The sequence below is a fragment of the Arthrobacter sp. 05L428 genome (assembly GCF_056397665.1).
This window is the reverse complement of sequence record NZ_JBFTNW010000001.1, coordinates 1,313,166-1,328,808: the sequence shown is the minus strand read 5'-3', so window position 1 is coordinate 1,328,808 and position 15,643 is coordinate 1,313,166. Positions and strand designations below refer to the sequence as shown.

The following is a 15,643-nucleotide window of genomic DNA, read 5'->3' as shown; positions in this document are numbered from 1 at the left end:
CACCCGGATTCCGGCGTCGCCAGCGCTTTTGCGTCGCGCCGGGAAGCAAGCGCGTCGGCCCCGAGGTCTAGGGCTTGTCCTTGCCGCGGCGCTTGAGGTAGCGCTCGAATTCCCGCGCGATGGACTCGCCGCTGGCCTCGGGTAGGTCTGCGGTGTCTTTCGCCTCCTCCAGCTGGCGGACGTAGGCGGCGATCTCCGGATCCTCTGTTGCGAGTTCGTCCACGCCGCGTTCCCACGCGTCCGAGTCCTCCACCAGCTCCTGCGTGTCGAGCGGGACCTGCAGCAGTTCCTCGATCCGGTGCAGCAGCGCCAGCTGGGCCTTCGGTGAGGGCGCCTGCGCCACGTAGTGTGGCACGGCCGCCCAGAGCGAGACGGTGGGAAGCCCGGCCAGCAGGGCCACCTCGGCGAGCACCCCGACGATCCCTACCGGACCCTCGTACTGGGATGCCTCCAGGTCCATCCGTTCCCGCAGTGCCGCGTCGTCGGTCGAGGCGCTAACCGGGATGGGGCGGCTGTGCGGCACGTCCGCGAGCAGCGCCCCGACCAGGATGACGTAGTCCACCTTCAGCGCCTCGGCGTGCACCAACAGCTCTGCCGTGTAAGCGCGCCATTTGTAAGACGGCTCGGTGCCCTGGACAAAGATGACGTCCACGTTGGAGTCCGGGACGCTGGCTTTAAAGATCCGGGTGGCAGGCCACTTGATCTTCCGTTCGCCGGACGCCGTGCGCCGGATGGTGGGGCGGGTGAACTGGAAGTCGTAATACTCGTCGGCATCAATCGAGCCCACCTTCTTGCCGCCCCAGAGCTTGTTGAGGTAGCGCAGCGCATCGCTCGCCGCTTCACCGGCATCGTTCCAGCCTTCGAAGGCTGCAAGCATCACGGTGACACGCTGGCCCTCGGGCACGGGCTGCAGCAGCCGCTCCGGCTCGGGCGTGACGCCCGTTTCCGTGGTGTCTGGCTCGAAGCTATTCATGTGTTCACCCTACGTCCAAGTCGCAGGCGCGCGCATGGAGGAAAACGCCCCGGGTGCCCTGAAATTCGCCATCGGCGTAGCCTTGGGCGCCCCACACGGCCTGCACCGTAGACTGGAGGGCATGCGATCCCCAGCCTCCCAGCCCCTGCTCAAAGCCGCTTTATGGGACATGGACGGCACGATCGTGGACACCGAACGGTACTGGATTGAAGCCGAACACGCCCTGGTAGCCGCCCACGGCGGACAGTGGTCGCACGAGAAGGCCATGCAGCTCGTAGGCCAGTCGCTGGTCTATTCGGCCGGCATCCTGCAGGAAGCCGGCGTGGCGCTGGAAGTGCGCGAAATCATCGACACCCTCACCGGGCATGTCGTCAGCCTGGTCCGGGAGTCCGTGCCGTGGCGCCCCGGCGCACGCGAACTGCTGGAGGAACTGCACACGGCGGGCGTCCGCTGCGCCCTCGTGACCATGTCCGAGGCGCCCCTGGCCCGCGAAATCGTGGCCAGCCTGCCCAAACCCTATTTCGAGTTCCTGGTCACCGGGGACACCGTCACGCAGGGCAAGCCGCATCCCGAGGCGTACCTGAAAGCCGTGGAACTCCTGCAGCAGCGCGACCCCGAGCTGGACCACCGTCACTGCGTGGCCCTTGAAGACTCGGGGCCGGGGGTCGCGGCGGCCGTGGCTTCCGGCGTCGTCACGGTGGCGATTCCGCACATCGTCCCGCTCCCGCACGATCCGCGGCGCGCGACCTGGGACACCCTGGCCGGACGCACGGTCGCCGACCTGGAGGAGCTGCTCGGCCTCCGGCACGAATTTACCGGAGCCGGTCTGCGGCTGTCCGCCGGCGAACTGGAGAACTCCGGGCTGGAAAGCGCGGCAAGCGGAGGCCGTCGCCTTGACTGAGCCGTCGCCGCAGAAGCCGCCGGAGACCGGGGACCGCCCCTTTTCGCTCCGTGGCGGAATCCCGCTGGGCCGGATCGCCGGCATTCCCTTGGTGCTTGCCTACTCTTGGTTCGCCATCGCCGCTTTCACCGTGATCGCCTACGGACCCGTGCTCGAGCACAACGACCCCCGCCTCGGCATCACCGCCTATCTCGTGGCGTTCGCCTACTCAGTGCTGCTGCTGATCTCGGTGCTCGTCCACGAACTGGCCCACGCGCTCACCGCCCGGCTCTACCACTGGCCCACCCGCAAGATCGTCCTCAACCTCTGGGGCGGCCACACCCAGTTCGAAGAGTTCACCGCCTCGCCGGGCAGATCCGTGCTGGTCGCCCTGGCCGGACCAGCCGCGAACCTGGTGCTCGCCGCCGGCGGCTGGCTGTTGCTCTCCGGCGGGCAGCTGGACGGCGTCGCGGACACCCTGGCGAACATCTTTGTCTGGGCCAACCTGCTGATCGGCATCTTCAATGTGCTGCCCGGCCTGCCGCTGGACGGGGGCCGGCTGGTGGAATCGGCGGTCTGGAAGGTCACCGGCAGCCACGAGAAGGGGACCATTGCGGCCGGCTGGGCCGGCCGCATCATCGTGATCGCACTGGCAGTCTGGTTTGTTGCACTCCCGCTCCTAAGCGGCAACCGCCCGGATACCTCCCTCATGCTCATCACCCTGCTGGTTGGCAGCTTCCTCTGGATGGGTGCCACCGCCTCCATCCAGCAAGCCCGGTACCGGAGCCGGCTGCACCTGGTGGACGCCGCGGCCCTCGCCGAGCCGGCGCTCGGGCTGCCCGACACCGCCACCGTCCTGGACGTGCTGCGGCACTCGCCGCAGGGTGTCCCCGCCGTCGTGCTCTTCGGCCAGGACGCGCGGCCATCGGCCGTCGTCGACGAAACCGCCGCCGCGGCCGTTCCGCCCGCGCTGGCCGCCACGACCCCGGCAACCGCCGTCGCCTACCCGCTCGCCGCGGGTGCCTACGTCAAGGAAACCGACCGGGGCGCCGAACTGCTGGCATACCTTGCCCAGATCGAAGGTTCGGACTATGCGGTGGTCAACGACGCCGGCACCGTCACCGGACTGTTGCGCCAGCTGACCGTGCTCAACGCCCTGACCGGGAAGCAGCCGAGCGGCACCCCCGGCTCACAGACCGGGGGCGAAGGCCGGAATCAGGACCAGACCCGGTAGAGTTACCTGCCGGTCGTGAATTCTCCGGCCCACGAACACGGGCCGGTGCCCGCCGCTCATCCGCGGCCACCGCAGCTTTACAGGAGCGAGGAACATCTCATGAGCAGCGACACTGCCGCCAACGCCACCCCCAGCGGGGACAGCACAGCCGCCGACAGCATTTCGGCGCCAGCCGCCGAAACTGCCAATGTAACAGCCACCGAAACAGCACCCGGCACTGCGCCCGGCACTGCGCCCGGCACTGCGCCGGTCGGCGCCAACCGGCGCCGCGGTCCGTTCCGCGAGGGCGAGCGGGTGCAGCTCACGGACGAACGCGGCCGGATGAACACCATCAGCCTCGAGGCCGGCGGGGCCTTCCACACGCACCGCGGCTTCCTCAACCACGACGAGATCATCGGCAAGCCGGACGGCTCGGTCGTGGTGAACAACGTCGGCCAGCAGTACCAGACCTTACGCCCGCTGCTCTCGGACTTCGTGCTCTCGATGCCGCGCGGCGCGGCCGTGGTGTATCCCAAGGACGCCGGCCAGATCGTCACCATGGCCGACATTTTCCCGGGCGCACGCGTGGTTGAGGCCGGCGTCGGCTCCGGCGCACTGTCCATCTCGCTGCTGCGCGCGGTGGGGGACAACGGCTACCTGCACTCCTTCGAACGCCGTGCGGAATTCGCCGACATCGCCCGCGGCAACGTCGAAACGATCTTCGGCGGGCCGCACCCGGCGTGGCAGATCACCCTGGGCGACTTCCAGGAGGAAGTTGTGCGGACCGAGGCGCCGGGATCCGTGGACCGGGTGGTCCTGGATATGCTGGCGCCCTGGGAATGCCTCGACGCCGTGGCCACCGTGCTGGCTCCCGGCGGCGTGTGGATCAACTATGTCGCGACTGTTACGCAGCTGTCACGGACCGCCGAGGCCATCCGCGCCGACGGCCGCTTCACCGAGCCGGATGCCTGGGAATCCATGGTCCGCGGCTGGCACCTCGAGGGCCTCGCCGTGCGCCCGGACCACCGGATGGTAGCCCACACCGGCTTCCTTCTGGTCACCCGCCGGCTGGCCGACGGCGTCACCGGCATCTCCGTGAAGCGCCGGCCGTCCAAGACCGAGTTCGACGCCGAGGACGTCAACGCCTGGACCCCCGGGGCAGTCGGGGAACGCGCGGTCTCGGACAAGAAGCTGCGCCGGGCCGCCCGCGACGCGATCGCCGGCACCAACGTCAAGGACACCCCCGAGGTTACGAACTAGTCCGTATTTCGGAAGTCTTCAGCAGCACCCGCCGAGTTGGGGCTATGGTCTTAATAGAAGTACGGAAGGGGCTGATGCATGATGGAGACTCCCAACAACGACCACGGCCGGACGCCGGCGGAGGACGAGGCCCAGGCGGCTGCCGCTGCCGGAGGGACTGAACCGGCGGGGGCATCCGACGTCGACCGGTATGCAGCCAATGAGCTATCGGTTGCCGAACGCCAGGTCAATATCCTGCGGGACAAGCTCCGCCACATCGACCGCCAGCTCGCGGCCGCCACGCAGAACAACTCCAAGCTCGTGGGCATGCTGGAAACGGCCAAGGCCGAGATCCTGCGGTTGAAGAACGCCCTGGACCAGGAGGGCCAGCCGCCCTACAGCTTCGGCACCGTCCTGCAGCTAAACCCGAAGCGACGCCCCGAACCCGGCAGCAGCGGGCAGGCCGACACGGAGGAGTCCGTGGACATCTTCAACGCCGGCCGCAAGATGCGGGTGGGCATCAGCCCGCTTGTGAACATCAACCAACTCGCCGTCGGGCAGGAAGTCCTGCTCAACGAGGCGCTGCTGGTGGTGGCCGGGCTTGGCTACGAGCGGGCCGGAGACCTGGTCACGCTCAAGGAACTGCTGGGATCGGACCGCGCCCTCGTTGTGGGCCGCGCGGACGAGGAACGGGTCATCCGGCTCTCCGGCGCCCTGCTTGCGCAGAAGCTCCGGGTCGGCGACGCCCTCTCGATCGACAGCCGCACCGGCTACGCCCTGGAGAAGATTCCCCGTTCCGAGGTGGAAAACCTCGTCCTCGAAGAAGTCCCGGACATCACCTACCAGGACATCGGCGGACTGGGCCCGCAGATCGAACAGATCCGCGACGCCGTCGAACTGCCGTTCCTGCACCCGGACCTGTACCGGGAGCACGGGCTCAAGGCACCCAAGGGCATCCTGCTCTACGGGCCGCCGGGCTGCGGCAAGACCCTCATCGCCAAGGCCGTGGCCAACTCGCTGGCCGCCCGGGCCGCCGAACGCGCCGGCAAGACGGACATGAAGAGCTACTTCCTGAACATCAAAGGACCGGAGCTGCTGGACAAGTACGTCGGTGAGACCGAACGGCACATCCGGCTGATCTTCGCCCGGGCCCGCGAGAAGGCCTCCGAGGGCAGCCCCGTGGTGGTGTTCTTCGACGAGATGGATTCGCTGTTCCGCACCCGTGGCACCGGCATCTCCTCGGACGTCGAGACGACCATCGTGCCGCAGCTGCTCAGCGAGATCGACGGCGTGGAGCGGCTGGACAACGTGATCGTGATCGGCGCCTCCAACCGCGAGGACATGATCGATCCGGCGATCCTGCGCCCGGGCAGGCTGGACGTGAAGGTCAAGATCCAGCGTCCCGATGCCGAGGCCGCCGCGGACATCTTCAACAAATACATCACCACGGACCTGCCCTTCCACGAGCAGGACCTCGCCGAGCACAACGGCGACGTGCAGGCGACGGTGGATGCCATGATCCAGCGCACGGTAGAGGCCATGTACTCCACCGAGAAGTCCAACGAGTACCTCGAGGTGACCTACGCCAACGGGGACACCGAAATGCTGTACTTCAAGGACTTCAACTCCGGCGCCGTGGTGCAGAACGTCGTGGACCGCGCCAAGAAGTCCGCGATCAAGGACCTGCTCACCTCCGGGCAGAAGGGCCTGCGCATCGACCACCTGCTCCGCGCCGTCATTGATGAGTTCCGCGAGCATGAGGACATGCCCAACACCACCAACCCGGACGACTGGGCCAGGATTTCCGGCAAGAAGGGCGAACGCATCACATACATCCGCACCATCGTCCAAGGCAAGGCCGGCCAGGAACCCGGCAAATCCATCGAGACGATGCCGAGCACGGGCCAGTACCTGTGACCGCCGGACCTTCAGCGGTTTCAGGGGGGCTGCCCGCCGGCGGCGCCATGCGGGTGATGGGCTCCGAGACCGAATACGGGATCCACGCGCCCTCCGCCCCGGGGGCCAACGCCACCATGATGTCCGCCCGGGTCATCCAGGCCTACGCCCAGGTGACCCGGCAACGCGCAGCCGGCGGCGCCGAAACCCGCTGGGACTACACCGACGAGGAGCCGCTGCACGACGCCCGGGGCTGGACCCTGGAGCGCAGCGAGGCGGAACCGGAACAACTCACCGACCGGCCACCGGCCCTGGACGCGGAGGCGATCGCGCTTGCCTACGGCCGCGCGGAGCTGGACCACGACGGCGAGGACGAGTCCGGTTCGCTGCTCATGAACATGGTGCTGGGCAACGGCGCGCGGCTCTACGTGGACCACGCCCACCCGGAATACTCGAGTCCGGAAGTCACCAACCCGCGCGATGCCGTCACCTGGGACGCCGCCGGGGACCTCGTGGCTCTGGCCGCGGTCCGCCGGCTGGCCGCGGACCCGGAACTGCCGCCGATCAACCTGTACAAGAACAACACGGACAACAAATCCGTATCGTACGGCTCGCACGAAAACTACCTGATGCCCCGCTCGGTCCCGTTCGGCGAAATAGCCCGGGGGCTGACACCGTTCTTTGTCACCCGGCAGATCATGTGCGGCGCCGGCCGCGTCGGCCTGGGCCAGGACAGCTCCCGGCCCGGCTACCAAATCAGCCAGCGGGCGGACTTTTTCGAGACCGAGGTCGGCCTCGAAACCACCATCCGGCGACCCATCATCAACACCCGGGATGAACCGCACGCGACCGCGGACAAATACCGCCGGCTGCACGTCATCATCGGCGATGCGAACCTCAGCCAGGGAGCCAACTTCCTGAAGTTCGGCAGCACCGCCATGGTCCTGAGCCTCATCGAGGCCGGCCTGGCGCCCCGCATCGAGGTCCACGAACCGGTGGCGGCCCTGCAGGCCGTCAGCCACGACACCTCCCTGACCGCGACCCTGCGCCTGCTCGACGGACGCCGCGTCACTGCCTTGGACCTGCAGTGGATGTACTTCGAGGCTGCCGCCAAGCTCGCCCAGGATACCGGTGTGGCGGACGCCGTCGACGGCGACGGCCACACCCACGCCGTGCTCGAGCGCTGGTCCGCGACCCTTACCGCGCTGGACAGCGACCGGGCCGCCGCCGCGTCGACAGTCGAATGGCTGGCCAAGCTCTCGCTGCTGGAGGGCTACCGCCAGCGCGACGGGCTGGAATGGTCGGACGCCCGGCTGGGGCTCGTGGACCTGCAGTGGGCGGACATCCGCCCCGAGAAGGGGCTCTACCACCGGCTGCTGGCCCGCGACCGGATGCAGCGGATCGTCGACGACGAAGCGATCGCCCGTGCGGTGACGGAGCCGCCGTCGGACACCCGGGCTTTCTTCCGCGGCCGCTGCGTCAGCCGCTTCGGCACCGACCTGGTTGGCGCCAGCTGGGACTCGGTGATCTTCGACCTGCCGGGGCGCGGCAAGCTGCAGCGGGTCCCCACCCGCGAACCGCTGCGCGGCACGGAGGCCCTGACCGGAGGACTCTTCGCCCGGCACCGCGAGGCCGCGCCGTTCCTTGCGGAGTTGCTCGGGTTGCCCCCGGGTTCGTAGGCCCAAAGACCCCCCGCAGGGGACCAGGGCGTGGCAAGATTGCTTACAGGATGTCCTGTGCAGGATGGGGCAGCCGGTGGGATTAAACAGTGGGATCAGAAGGAGAAAACGATGGCAGGCCAGGAGCAGCAGCAGCCGCAGTCCCGCGACACTGAGGTCGAGGAGGACATCCCCGCACCTCCCGCGGCACCCGAGGCCCAGGCCTCTGCCGCGACCCAGGGCGTGGACGATCTGCTCGATGAGATCGACGGCGTGCTGGAGTCAAACGCCGAGGAGTTCGTCAGGGCCTTCGTCCAGAAGGGCGGCCAGTAGCCCTCCGGCCGCCGGCTGGTCGCGGACACTACTGGAGGAGAACCGGAACTGAGGAGACACAGGGCTGAGGGCCGGAAGTCGTTGATCCACTACGTTGAGGGAGTGCACCAGTGCAGGAAACATCAGCCAACCAGGTAGCAGCGAACGCGACGTCCTCATTCACGGAGCACCTGCAGCGTTCACGGCCCGAACTGCTGCCCTACAACGCCCTCCAACACGGATTACCAGCTGGACCTGCAACCGCGCCGCTCCAGACCCCGCACGCAACCACGATCGTGGCCCTGACCTACGCCGGGGGAGTGCTGATGGCCGGTGACCGCCGCGCGACGATGGGCAACGTGATCGCCAGCCGGCACATCGAGAAGGTGTTCCCCGCGGACCAGTATTCTGTGCTCGGCATCGCCGGGACTGCCGGCATCGCGCTCGATATCACCCGGCTGTTCCAAGTGGAGCTGGAACATTACGAAAAAATCGAAGGAACGCAGCTGAGCCTGGACGGCAAGGCCAACCGGCTCGGTGCCATGATCCGCGGAAACCTTCCCATGGCGATGCAGGGCCTCGCCGTGGTCCCGCTGTTTGCCGGCTTCGACCGGCCCGCCGGCGTCGGCCGCCTGTTCTCCTACGACGTCACCGGCGGCCGCTACGAGGAGCAGGAGCACCACACCGTCGGTTCGGGCTCCATGTTCGCCCGCGGCGCGCTGAAGAAGCTCTGGCGGCCCAACCTCTCCGAAGCCGACGCCGTCCAGGTGGCCGTCGAAGCCCTGTACGACGCGGCCGACGACGACTCCGCCACGGGCGGTCCGGACCCCGTCCGGCAACTCTGGCCCGTGGTCTACACCGTCAGCCGCTCCGGTGCAGTGCGCGTCCCGGAGCGCGAACTTGCGGCGGTGGCCGGCGCCATCATCGAGTCACGGGCCGTAGCCCAGCGGGAGGCCTGAGATGACCCAGCAGTTCTATGTCTCGCCCGAGCAGCTGATGAAGGACCGGGCGGACTTCGCCCGGAAAGGCATCGCGCGGGGACGTTCTGTGGTGGTCATCAGTTGCCGGGACGGGATCGCCCTGGTCGCGGAAAACCCCTCGCCGTCGCTGCACAAGATCGGCGAAATCTACGACAAGATCGCCTTCGCCGCCGTCGGCAAGTACAACGAGTTCGAAAGCCTGCGCCAGGCCGGGGTGCGCTACGCGGACGTCCGCGGCTACTCCTACGACCGCGAGGACGTCACGGCCCGGGGCCTGGCGAGCGTCTATGCGCAAAGCCTCGGCGCCGTCTTCACCGCCGAGCAGAAGCCCTTTGAAGTGGAACTGGCCGTGACGGAGGTCGGGGACAGCCAGGACCTGGACCACCTCTACCGGCTGACCTTCGACGGGTCCATCGCCGACGAACAGGGATTCATCGTGATGGGCGGCCAGGCCGACAAGGTGTCCGAAGCCGTTGCGGCCGGCTGGCGCAGCGAACTCGACTTCGCCGGCGCCATCCGGCTGGCCCTGGCCGGACTGGTAGCGGACAAGGAAACCGACGCACTGCCGGCGTCGGCCGTGGAGGTGGCCGTGCTGGACCGCGGCTCCGAGAGCAGCCGCGGCACCCGCCGCGCCTTCCGCCGCCTCGACGACGCCGACGTCGTGGCACTGCTGGCTGAGGAGAACTGAAATGGACAAGCGCATCTTCGGTATCGAAACCGAATTCGGAATTTCCTATTCGAGCCCGGAGTCCCGCCCGCTCGCGCCGGAGGAAGTGGCCCGGTACCTCTTCCGAAAGGTGGTCAGCTGGGGGAGGTCCTCCAATGTGTTCCTCACCAACGGCTCACGGCTCTACCTCGACGTCGGTTCGCACCCTGAGTACGCGACCGCCGAGTGCGACGACCTGGCCCAGCTCATCGCCCATGACCGGGCGGGCGAGCTGATCCTGGACGACCTCGTGGACGAGGCGCAGGAGCGCCTTGCGGCCGAAGGGTTCAACGGCACCGTGTACCTGTTCAAGAACAACACCGACTCGGCGGGCAACTCCTACGGCAGCCACGAGAATTACCTGATTCCCCGCCGCGGGGAGTTTTCCCGGCTGGCGGAAATCCTGATCCCGTTCCTCGTGACCCGCCAGTTGATCGCCGGCGCGGGAAAGATCCTGAAGACCCCGCACGGCGCCACCTACGCCTTCTCCCAGCGCGCGGACCACATCTGGGAGGGGGTCTCCTCCGCCACGACCCGGTCCCGGCCGATCATCAACACCCGCGACGAGCCGCACGCCGACGCCGAGTTCTACCGGCGGCTACATGTGATCGTCGGGGACTCGAACATGTCCGAGACCACGGCCCTGCTCAAAGTCGGCACCGTGGACCTGATCCTGCGGATGATCGAGGCCGGCGTGATCATGCGCGACATGCGGATGGAAAACCCGATCCGCAGCATCCGGGAGATCTCCCACGACCTCAGCGGCCGCGCGGTGGTACGCCTCGCTAACGGCCGGCAGCTCACGGCCCTTGAGATCCAGCGCGAGTACCTGAACAAAGTGACCGAATTCGTGGCGGACCGCGGCGCCCACAACCCGCACGTCCCGCTCATCCTGGACCTGTGGGAACGGACCCTTGACGCGATCGAAAGCGGAAACACGAGCACGATCGACACCGAAGTTGACTGGGCCATCAAGAAGAAGCTGATGGACAACTACCGCGAGCGGCACGGCCTGGAACTCGACGCGCCGCGGATCGCCCAACTGGACCTCACCTACCACGACATTTCACGCAGCCGCGGTCTCTTCTACCTGCTCCAGGCCCGCGGCGCGGCACGGCGGGTCGTCGACGACACCGCAGTGAAGGATGCCGTCGACGCGCCGCCGCAGACCACCCGGGCCAAACTGCGCGGCGACTTCGTCCGCCGGGCGCAGGAACTGGGCCGTGACTACACGGTGGACTGGGTCCATTTGAAGCTGAACGACCGCGCCCACCAGACCATTTTGTGCAAGGATCCCTTCCGCAGCGTGGACGACCGGGTGGACGCCCTGCTGGACTCTATGGGCTGATACCCAGCTTTCCGCGTTATTCTGGGGAAGGTGCCGTTTCACGGCCACCGCATGCTTTGCCGCTGGCAACCGTCCGGCGAAGCGTCCATCCTGCCCCGACGAAAGTTCTTACGTGCGCCGACTATTAGCAATTCTCCTCCCCGGACTGCTGCTGCTCACCGCTTGTGGTGGCGGCCAGCCTGCCGCCCCGGAGCCCACCAGCCAGTCCGCCGGCGAGACCGCGAAGCTGGACTCCCTGAAACTGACCGAGAACGGCGACAAGAAGGCCCCCGGCGTCGAGTTCACCAAGCCGCTTGAGGTCAAGGACCCGACCATCAAGGTGGTCAAGGACGGCGACGGCGAACGCGTCAAGGCCAACCAGGTCGCGGACATTTCCATCGTCGCCTTCAACGGCAAGGACGGCTCCACCCTTGAGGACACCTTCCCGAAGGACCCCGAGAAGCTCGAGCTGAACGATGAACTCAAGGCCGGCAGCGCGGTCATCTACAACGCCTTCGTCGGCGCCAAGGTCGGCTCCCATCTGGCCCTGGCCGTGCCGGGCAAGGCAGCCAGCGCCGAAGGCGGCGCGGCCCAGCCGTCGCAGCTGCTGGTCATCAAGATCCTCGCCGCGAAGGACGCTCCCAAGGTCCTGGACAAGCCCGAGGGCGACGCCGTGACCCCGCCGGCCGGCCTGCCCACCGTGAAGGAAAACGACAAGGGCGTTCCGGAGATCTCGGTCAAGGGCGTGGCCGCTCCCAAGGCCCTCATTTCCCAGGACCTGATCAAGGGCAAGGGCCAGGCGGTCAAGGAATCCGACACCGTCACCGTCAACTACGTTGGCGTGGCGCTGGCCTCGGGCAAGGTCTTCGACTCCAGCTTCACCAGCGGTAAGAAGGCCACGTTCCCGCTCAATGGCGTCATCAAGGGCTGGACGCAGGGCCTCGCCGGCAAGACCGTCGGCTCCCGCGTCCTCCTGGTCATCCCGAAGGCCCTCGCCTACGGCGACAAGGGCCAGGGCGACGCCAAGGGCGACCTCGTCTTCGTCGTTGACATCCTCGGCGTCAAGTAAACAACCCCGCTTAAGCAAGCCACCCAAGAAGGAGCAACCATGTCATTTGGACAGCGCAACATCGACCGCCAGAAGCCGGAAATTGACTTCCCGGAGGGCGACGTACCCACCGAGCTCGTCATCACCGACCTGATCGAGGGTGACGGTGCCGAGGCCAAAGCCGGCGACACCGTCTCCACCCACTACGTCGGCGTGGCCTGGTCCACCGGCGAAGAGTTCGACGCCTCCTGGGGCCGGGGCGCACCCCTGGACTTCCGGGTCGGCGTCGGCCAGGTCATCCAGGGCTGGGACCAGGGCCTGCTGGGCATGAAGGTCGGCGGCCGCCGCCGGCTCGAAATCCCCTCCGAAATGGCTTACGGCGCCCGCGGCGCCGGCGGAGCGATCGGCCCCAACGAGGCCCTGATCTTCGTCGTCGACCTCGTCGCCGTCCGCTAATCCCCACCGGCTCCCTGCCCTCGCAAGCTCGGGCCGGGGCCCTCGCCGGCGTGGGCCCACCCACCGGGTCCCTGCCCTCGCAAGCTCGGGCCGGGGCCCTCGCCGGCGTGGGCCCACCCACCGGCCACCGCGAAAGCGCGGTAACAATCGGAAAGTTCTTCCGGTTGTTGCCGCGCTTTCGCCGTTTTCGGGGCGGACACTTTAGTACCCTTGCGGAGTGTCCGCCTCACGTACTGAACGCCTCCTGAACCTGCTCATCGCCCTGCTCAACACCCAATACGGGCTACGCCGCAGCGAGCTGCGCGAGAAGGTCTATCACGACACCACCAGCTCCGAGGCGGCCTTCGGCCGGATGTTCGAACGGGACAAAGGCGAGCTGCGCCAGTTCGGCTTCGACGTCGAGACCGTGACGGACAAGGGCTGGGGCTCCGATGACCCGGCGACCACGCGGTACCGGATCGGCAAGGAATCCAACCGGCTGCCGGACGTCAGCCTGACCCCCGCAGAGTGCACCGTGCTGATCCTCGCCGCGCAGCTTTGGGAACAGGCTGCCCTGGGCTCCGCCGCGCGCGACGCCGTGCGCAAACTGCAGGCCGCCGGCGGCCTGCCGGACGCCGAACTTCCCCCGGGGGTCCAGCCCCGCATCCGCCCTGCCGGGCAGGCGTTCGAGGACCTCGTCGCCGCCGTCCACACCCAGCACCCCGTGAGCTTCAACTATCTGGCCGGCAGCACCGGACAGGAGGAGACCCGCACCGTCGAGCCCTGGGGCCTCGGCAGCCGCTTCGGGCAGTGGTACCTCGTTGGCCACGACCGCGCCCGCGGGGACAAACGGTTCTACCGGCTGTCGCGGTTCACCTCCGCCGTCACCGTGCTGGACCAGGAGTCCTTCACCCCGCCGTCGTCCTTCAACGTCCGCCAACAACTTGCCGCGCTGCCCGAACTGCCCGTGCGGCACGCCCTCGTCGACGTCGCCGACGGCGCGCTGCTGGGGCTTCGCAAGCATGCCGGACCCGCCGCCGGCACCGAGGGTGACATCACCGATGCCGTCGCGGCAGCGCCTCGCCCCGGTTTCGACCGCCTCAAGGTGCCATACCGGGACATTGAGACGCTCGCCGAGGAACTCGCCTCCTACGGCCCGAAGGCCGTCGTCGTCGCGCCGCCCGAGCTGCACACCGCCGTGCGCCGGCGACTGGCGGCAGCCGCAGCCTTCGCTGCGGCGCCGGTCCCGCCGATCGAATTCCCGCGTTTGGCTCCGGCCAAACGGAGCCGGAAACGCACGTCCGAGGACCAGCTCAAGCGGATGCTCCAGCTGGTCCCGTTCCTGGTACACAACCAGGGCCTGCACATCAGCGAAGTTGCCGACCGGTTCGGCATCACCCGCAAGGAACTCGAGGACGACCTGCGGATCCTGATCTGCTCCGGCCTGCCCGAGGGCTACCCGGACGATCTGTTGGACATCCAGTGGGACGACGACCACGTCTACATCATCGAGGACCTCGACCTTAAGCGGCCGGTGCGTTTCACCGTGGACGAGGCCTGCGCGCTGCTCACCGGCCTCGAAGCGCTCAACGGCCTGCCCGGACTCGCCGAGGGCGGCACCCTGGAGTCCGTGACGCTCAAGCTCATGGCCGCGGCCGGCGAGGAGGGGCTGAAGGCGGCGGCCGTGTCCGGTCCCGAGGTGGCGCCGGAGGATTCCGGCACCCTCGAAACGGCACGCAACGCCATCCGCACCGGCGCGCAGTTGCGGCTGAGCTATCTCTCCCCGCAACGCGATGCCGTCACCGAACGCGACATCGACCCGCAGCGGCTCTACTCAATGGACAGCACCTGGTACCTCGAGGCGTACTGCCATTCCGCGCAGGGCCTGCGGAACTTCCGGCTGGACCGGATCCAAAGCCTGGAACCCAACGGACGCCCGGTGTCCTCGGCCGCCAACCCGGCAGGCGGGTTCCCGGTCAAGCTGTTCACGCCCAACGACGATGACGCCGTGGTGGTGGTCGAGCTGACCAGGCAGGGCGCCGGGCTCGCGGATGACTACTACGCCGAACGGACCGCCGCGCTTGCGGACGGCCACGTCCTGGCCGAAATCCGCTTCGGCAGTGCCGGCTGGCTGCCGATGTTCGTGGCCCAGCACGGCGGCGCCGTCCGCATCCTGCAGCCTCCTGCGCTGGCCGCGGCCGCCCGGGAATGGCTCGACGCCGCCCTCGCCCGATACGAGGACCACCCCGCACGCCAGCTAGACTGATCAGCATGCCTTGGTGGTCCTGGATCGTAATCTGGATAGCGCTCGTCGCGCTGTCGCTGCTGTTCTTTGGCGTGCTCGGCGTCCGGCTCTTCCGGCAGTTCATGGCCACGGTCAAGGAACTCGGTGAGGCGGGGGAGCGCTTCTCCACGTTCGCTTCCTCCCCGCTTACCTCCGGTTCAGCCGCTGTTCATGTGGGTGCCGTAGGCTCGAACGGCGACGACGCGGGGGACGGAGCCGGCCCGTACGCGGAGCCCGGGGCAGCCGTTTTTGCCCCGCCCGCGTTGATGCGACATGATTACCATGCATCCAAAATCGCGCGTCAGGAAGCCCGGCGGTTGCGCCGGATCCGGCGCAAAGCAGAGCGAGGCCAGCCCCAGGCGCTGCGCGACATCGATCTGCGTTAGACATAGGATGTACTCAAACGAAAGGACCACCCAGCATGAGGCTTGAAGGCTGGCATCTCATCATCATCATCGTCCTGGCCCTGGTGCTTTTCGCTGCACCGAAGCTGCCCGGAATGGCCCGCAGCCTGGGCCAGTCGATGCGGATTTTCAAATCCGAGGTCCGCGAAATGAAAAAGGACGGCACGCCGGAGGCCAAGGCTGACTCCGACGCCGTCGAAGGCAAAGTCGTGAACCACCCCCGGTCCGCCGGCACCGAGAGCCGCCCGGGCGAGGGAACCGACGTTCCGCCGCCGAACCGCGCCTAGA

At 67.8% G+C, this 15,643-nt stretch carries 15 protein-coding genes; 14 read left to right on the top strand and 1 reads right to left on the bottom strand.

Going from position 1 to position 15,643, the window contains the following annotated elements:
- Positions 1 to 67 precede the first annotated feature (67 nt).
- Positions 68 to 973 carry a PAC2 family protein gene (locus tag AC1DH3_RS06175; RefSeq protein WP_175323659.1) on the bottom strand — a complete coding sequence of 302 codons (906 nt, stop codon included), beginning with the start codon at positions 971 to 973 and terminating at the stop codon, positions 68 to 70.
- Between the two features lie 121 nt (positions 974 to 1,094).
- Here AC1DH3_RS06175 and AC1DH3_RS06170 point away from each other — a divergent pair, with 121 nt between their 5' ends.
- From AC1DH3_RS06170 to tatA, 14 genes are all read left to right on the top strand, one after another.
- Entirely contained in the window at positions 1,095 to 1,874 is a 780-nt protein-coding gene (locus AC1DH3_RS06170) for an HAD family hydrolase (RefSeq protein ID WP_476892523.1), read from the top strand.
- A complete protein-coding gene (locus AC1DH3_RS06165) occupies positions 1,867 to 3,087 on the top strand; it encodes a site-2 protease family protein (protein ID WP_476892522.1) in 1,221 nt (406 codons plus the stop codon). The genes AC1DH3_RS06170 and AC1DH3_RS06165 overlap by 8 nt, the downstream gene beginning before the upstream one ends.
- 99 nt (positions 3,088 to 3,186) lie before the next feature.
- Positions 3,187 to 4,326 (top strand): tRNA (adenine-N1)-methyltransferase, encoded by a 1,140-nt coding sequence (locus tag AC1DH3_RS06160; RefSeq protein WP_441417793.1) that lies wholly within the window; start codon positions 3,187 to 3,189, stop codon positions 4,324 to 4,326.
- Positions 4,327 to 4,407: 81 nt separating this feature from the next.
- On the top strand, positions 4,408 to 6,222 hold the full coding sequence (arc, locus tag AC1DH3_RS06155; RefSeq protein WP_441417886.1) for a proteasome ATPase: 1,815 nt from the start codon (positions 4,408 to 4,410) through the stop codon (positions 6,220 to 6,222).
- 47 nt (positions 6,223 to 6,269) lie between these two features.
- The gene (gene dop, locus AC1DH3_RS06150; RefSeq protein WP_476908852.1) at positions 6,270 to 7,880 is read left to right on the top strand and encodes a depupylase/deamidase Dop; all 1,611 of its coding nucleotides are present in this window, start codon (positions 6,270 to 6,272) and stop codon (positions 7,878 to 7,880) included.
- 111 nt (positions 7,881 to 7,991) lie between these two features.
- Positions 7,992 to 8,192 carry a ubiquitin-like protein Pup gene (locus tag AC1DH3_RS06145; protein WP_146337557.1) on the top strand — a complete coding sequence of 67 codons (201 nt, stop codon included), beginning with the start codon at positions 7,992 to 7,994 and terminating at the stop codon, positions 8,190 to 8,192.
- A 110-nt stretch (positions 8,193 to 8,302) separates the two neighbouring features.
- A complete protein-coding gene (gene prcB / locus AC1DH3_RS06140; RefSeq protein ID WP_441417792.1) occupies positions 8,303 to 9,130 on the top strand; it encodes a proteasome subunit beta in 828 nt (275 codons plus the stop codon).
- Position 9,131: 1 nt separating this feature from the next.
- Positions 9,132 to 9,839 (top strand): proteasome subunit alpha, encoded by a 708-nt coding sequence (gene prcA, locus AC1DH3_RS06135; protein ID WP_175323655.1) that lies wholly within the window; start codon positions 9,132 to 9,134, stop codon positions 9,837 to 9,839.
- A gap of 1 nt (position 9,840) precedes the next feature.
- Positions 9,841 to 11,205, top strand: coding sequence for a Pup--protein ligase (pafA, locus tag AC1DH3_RS06130; protein WP_441417791.1), 1,365 nt, complete (start codon positions 9,841 to 9,843; stop codon positions 11,203 to 11,205).
- Positions 11,206 to 11,317: 112 nt separating this feature from the next.
- Positions 11,318 to 12,253 carry an FKBP-type peptidyl-prolyl cis-trans isomerase gene (locus tag AC1DH3_RS06125; RefSeq protein ID WP_476908819.1) on the top strand — a complete coding sequence of 312 codons (936 nt, stop codon included), beginning with the start codon at positions 11,318 to 11,320 and terminating at the stop codon, positions 12,251 to 12,253.
- Between the two features lie 39 nt (positions 12,254 to 12,292).
- Positions 12,293 to 12,688 (top strand): FKBP-type peptidyl-prolyl cis-trans isomerase, encoded by a 396-nt coding sequence (locus AC1DH3_RS06120; RefSeq protein WP_441417789.1) that lies wholly within the window; start codon positions 12,293 to 12,295, stop codon positions 12,686 to 12,688.
- Between the two features lie 217 nt (positions 12,689 to 12,905).
- The gene (locus AC1DH3_RS06115) at positions 12,906 to 14,933 is read left to right on the top strand and encodes a helix-turn-helix transcriptional regulator (RefSeq protein ID WP_441417788.1); all 2,028 of its coding nucleotides are present in this window, start codon (positions 12,906 to 12,908) and stop codon (positions 14,931 to 14,933) included.
- A 5-nt stretch (positions 14,934 to 14,938) separates the two neighbouring features.
- Entirely contained in the window at positions 14,939 to 15,337 is a 399-nt protein-coding gene (locus tag AC1DH3_RS06110; protein WP_476908818.1) for a hypothetical protein, read from the top strand.
- A 35-nt stretch (positions 15,338 to 15,372) separates the two neighbouring features.
- Positions 15,373 to 15,642, top strand: coding sequence for a Sec-independent protein translocase subunit TatA (tatA, locus tag AC1DH3_RS06105; RefSeq protein WP_441417786.1), 270 nt, complete (start codon positions 15,373 to 15,375; stop codon positions 15,640 to 15,642).
- The last annotated feature ends 1 nt before the right edge of the window (position 15,643 follow it).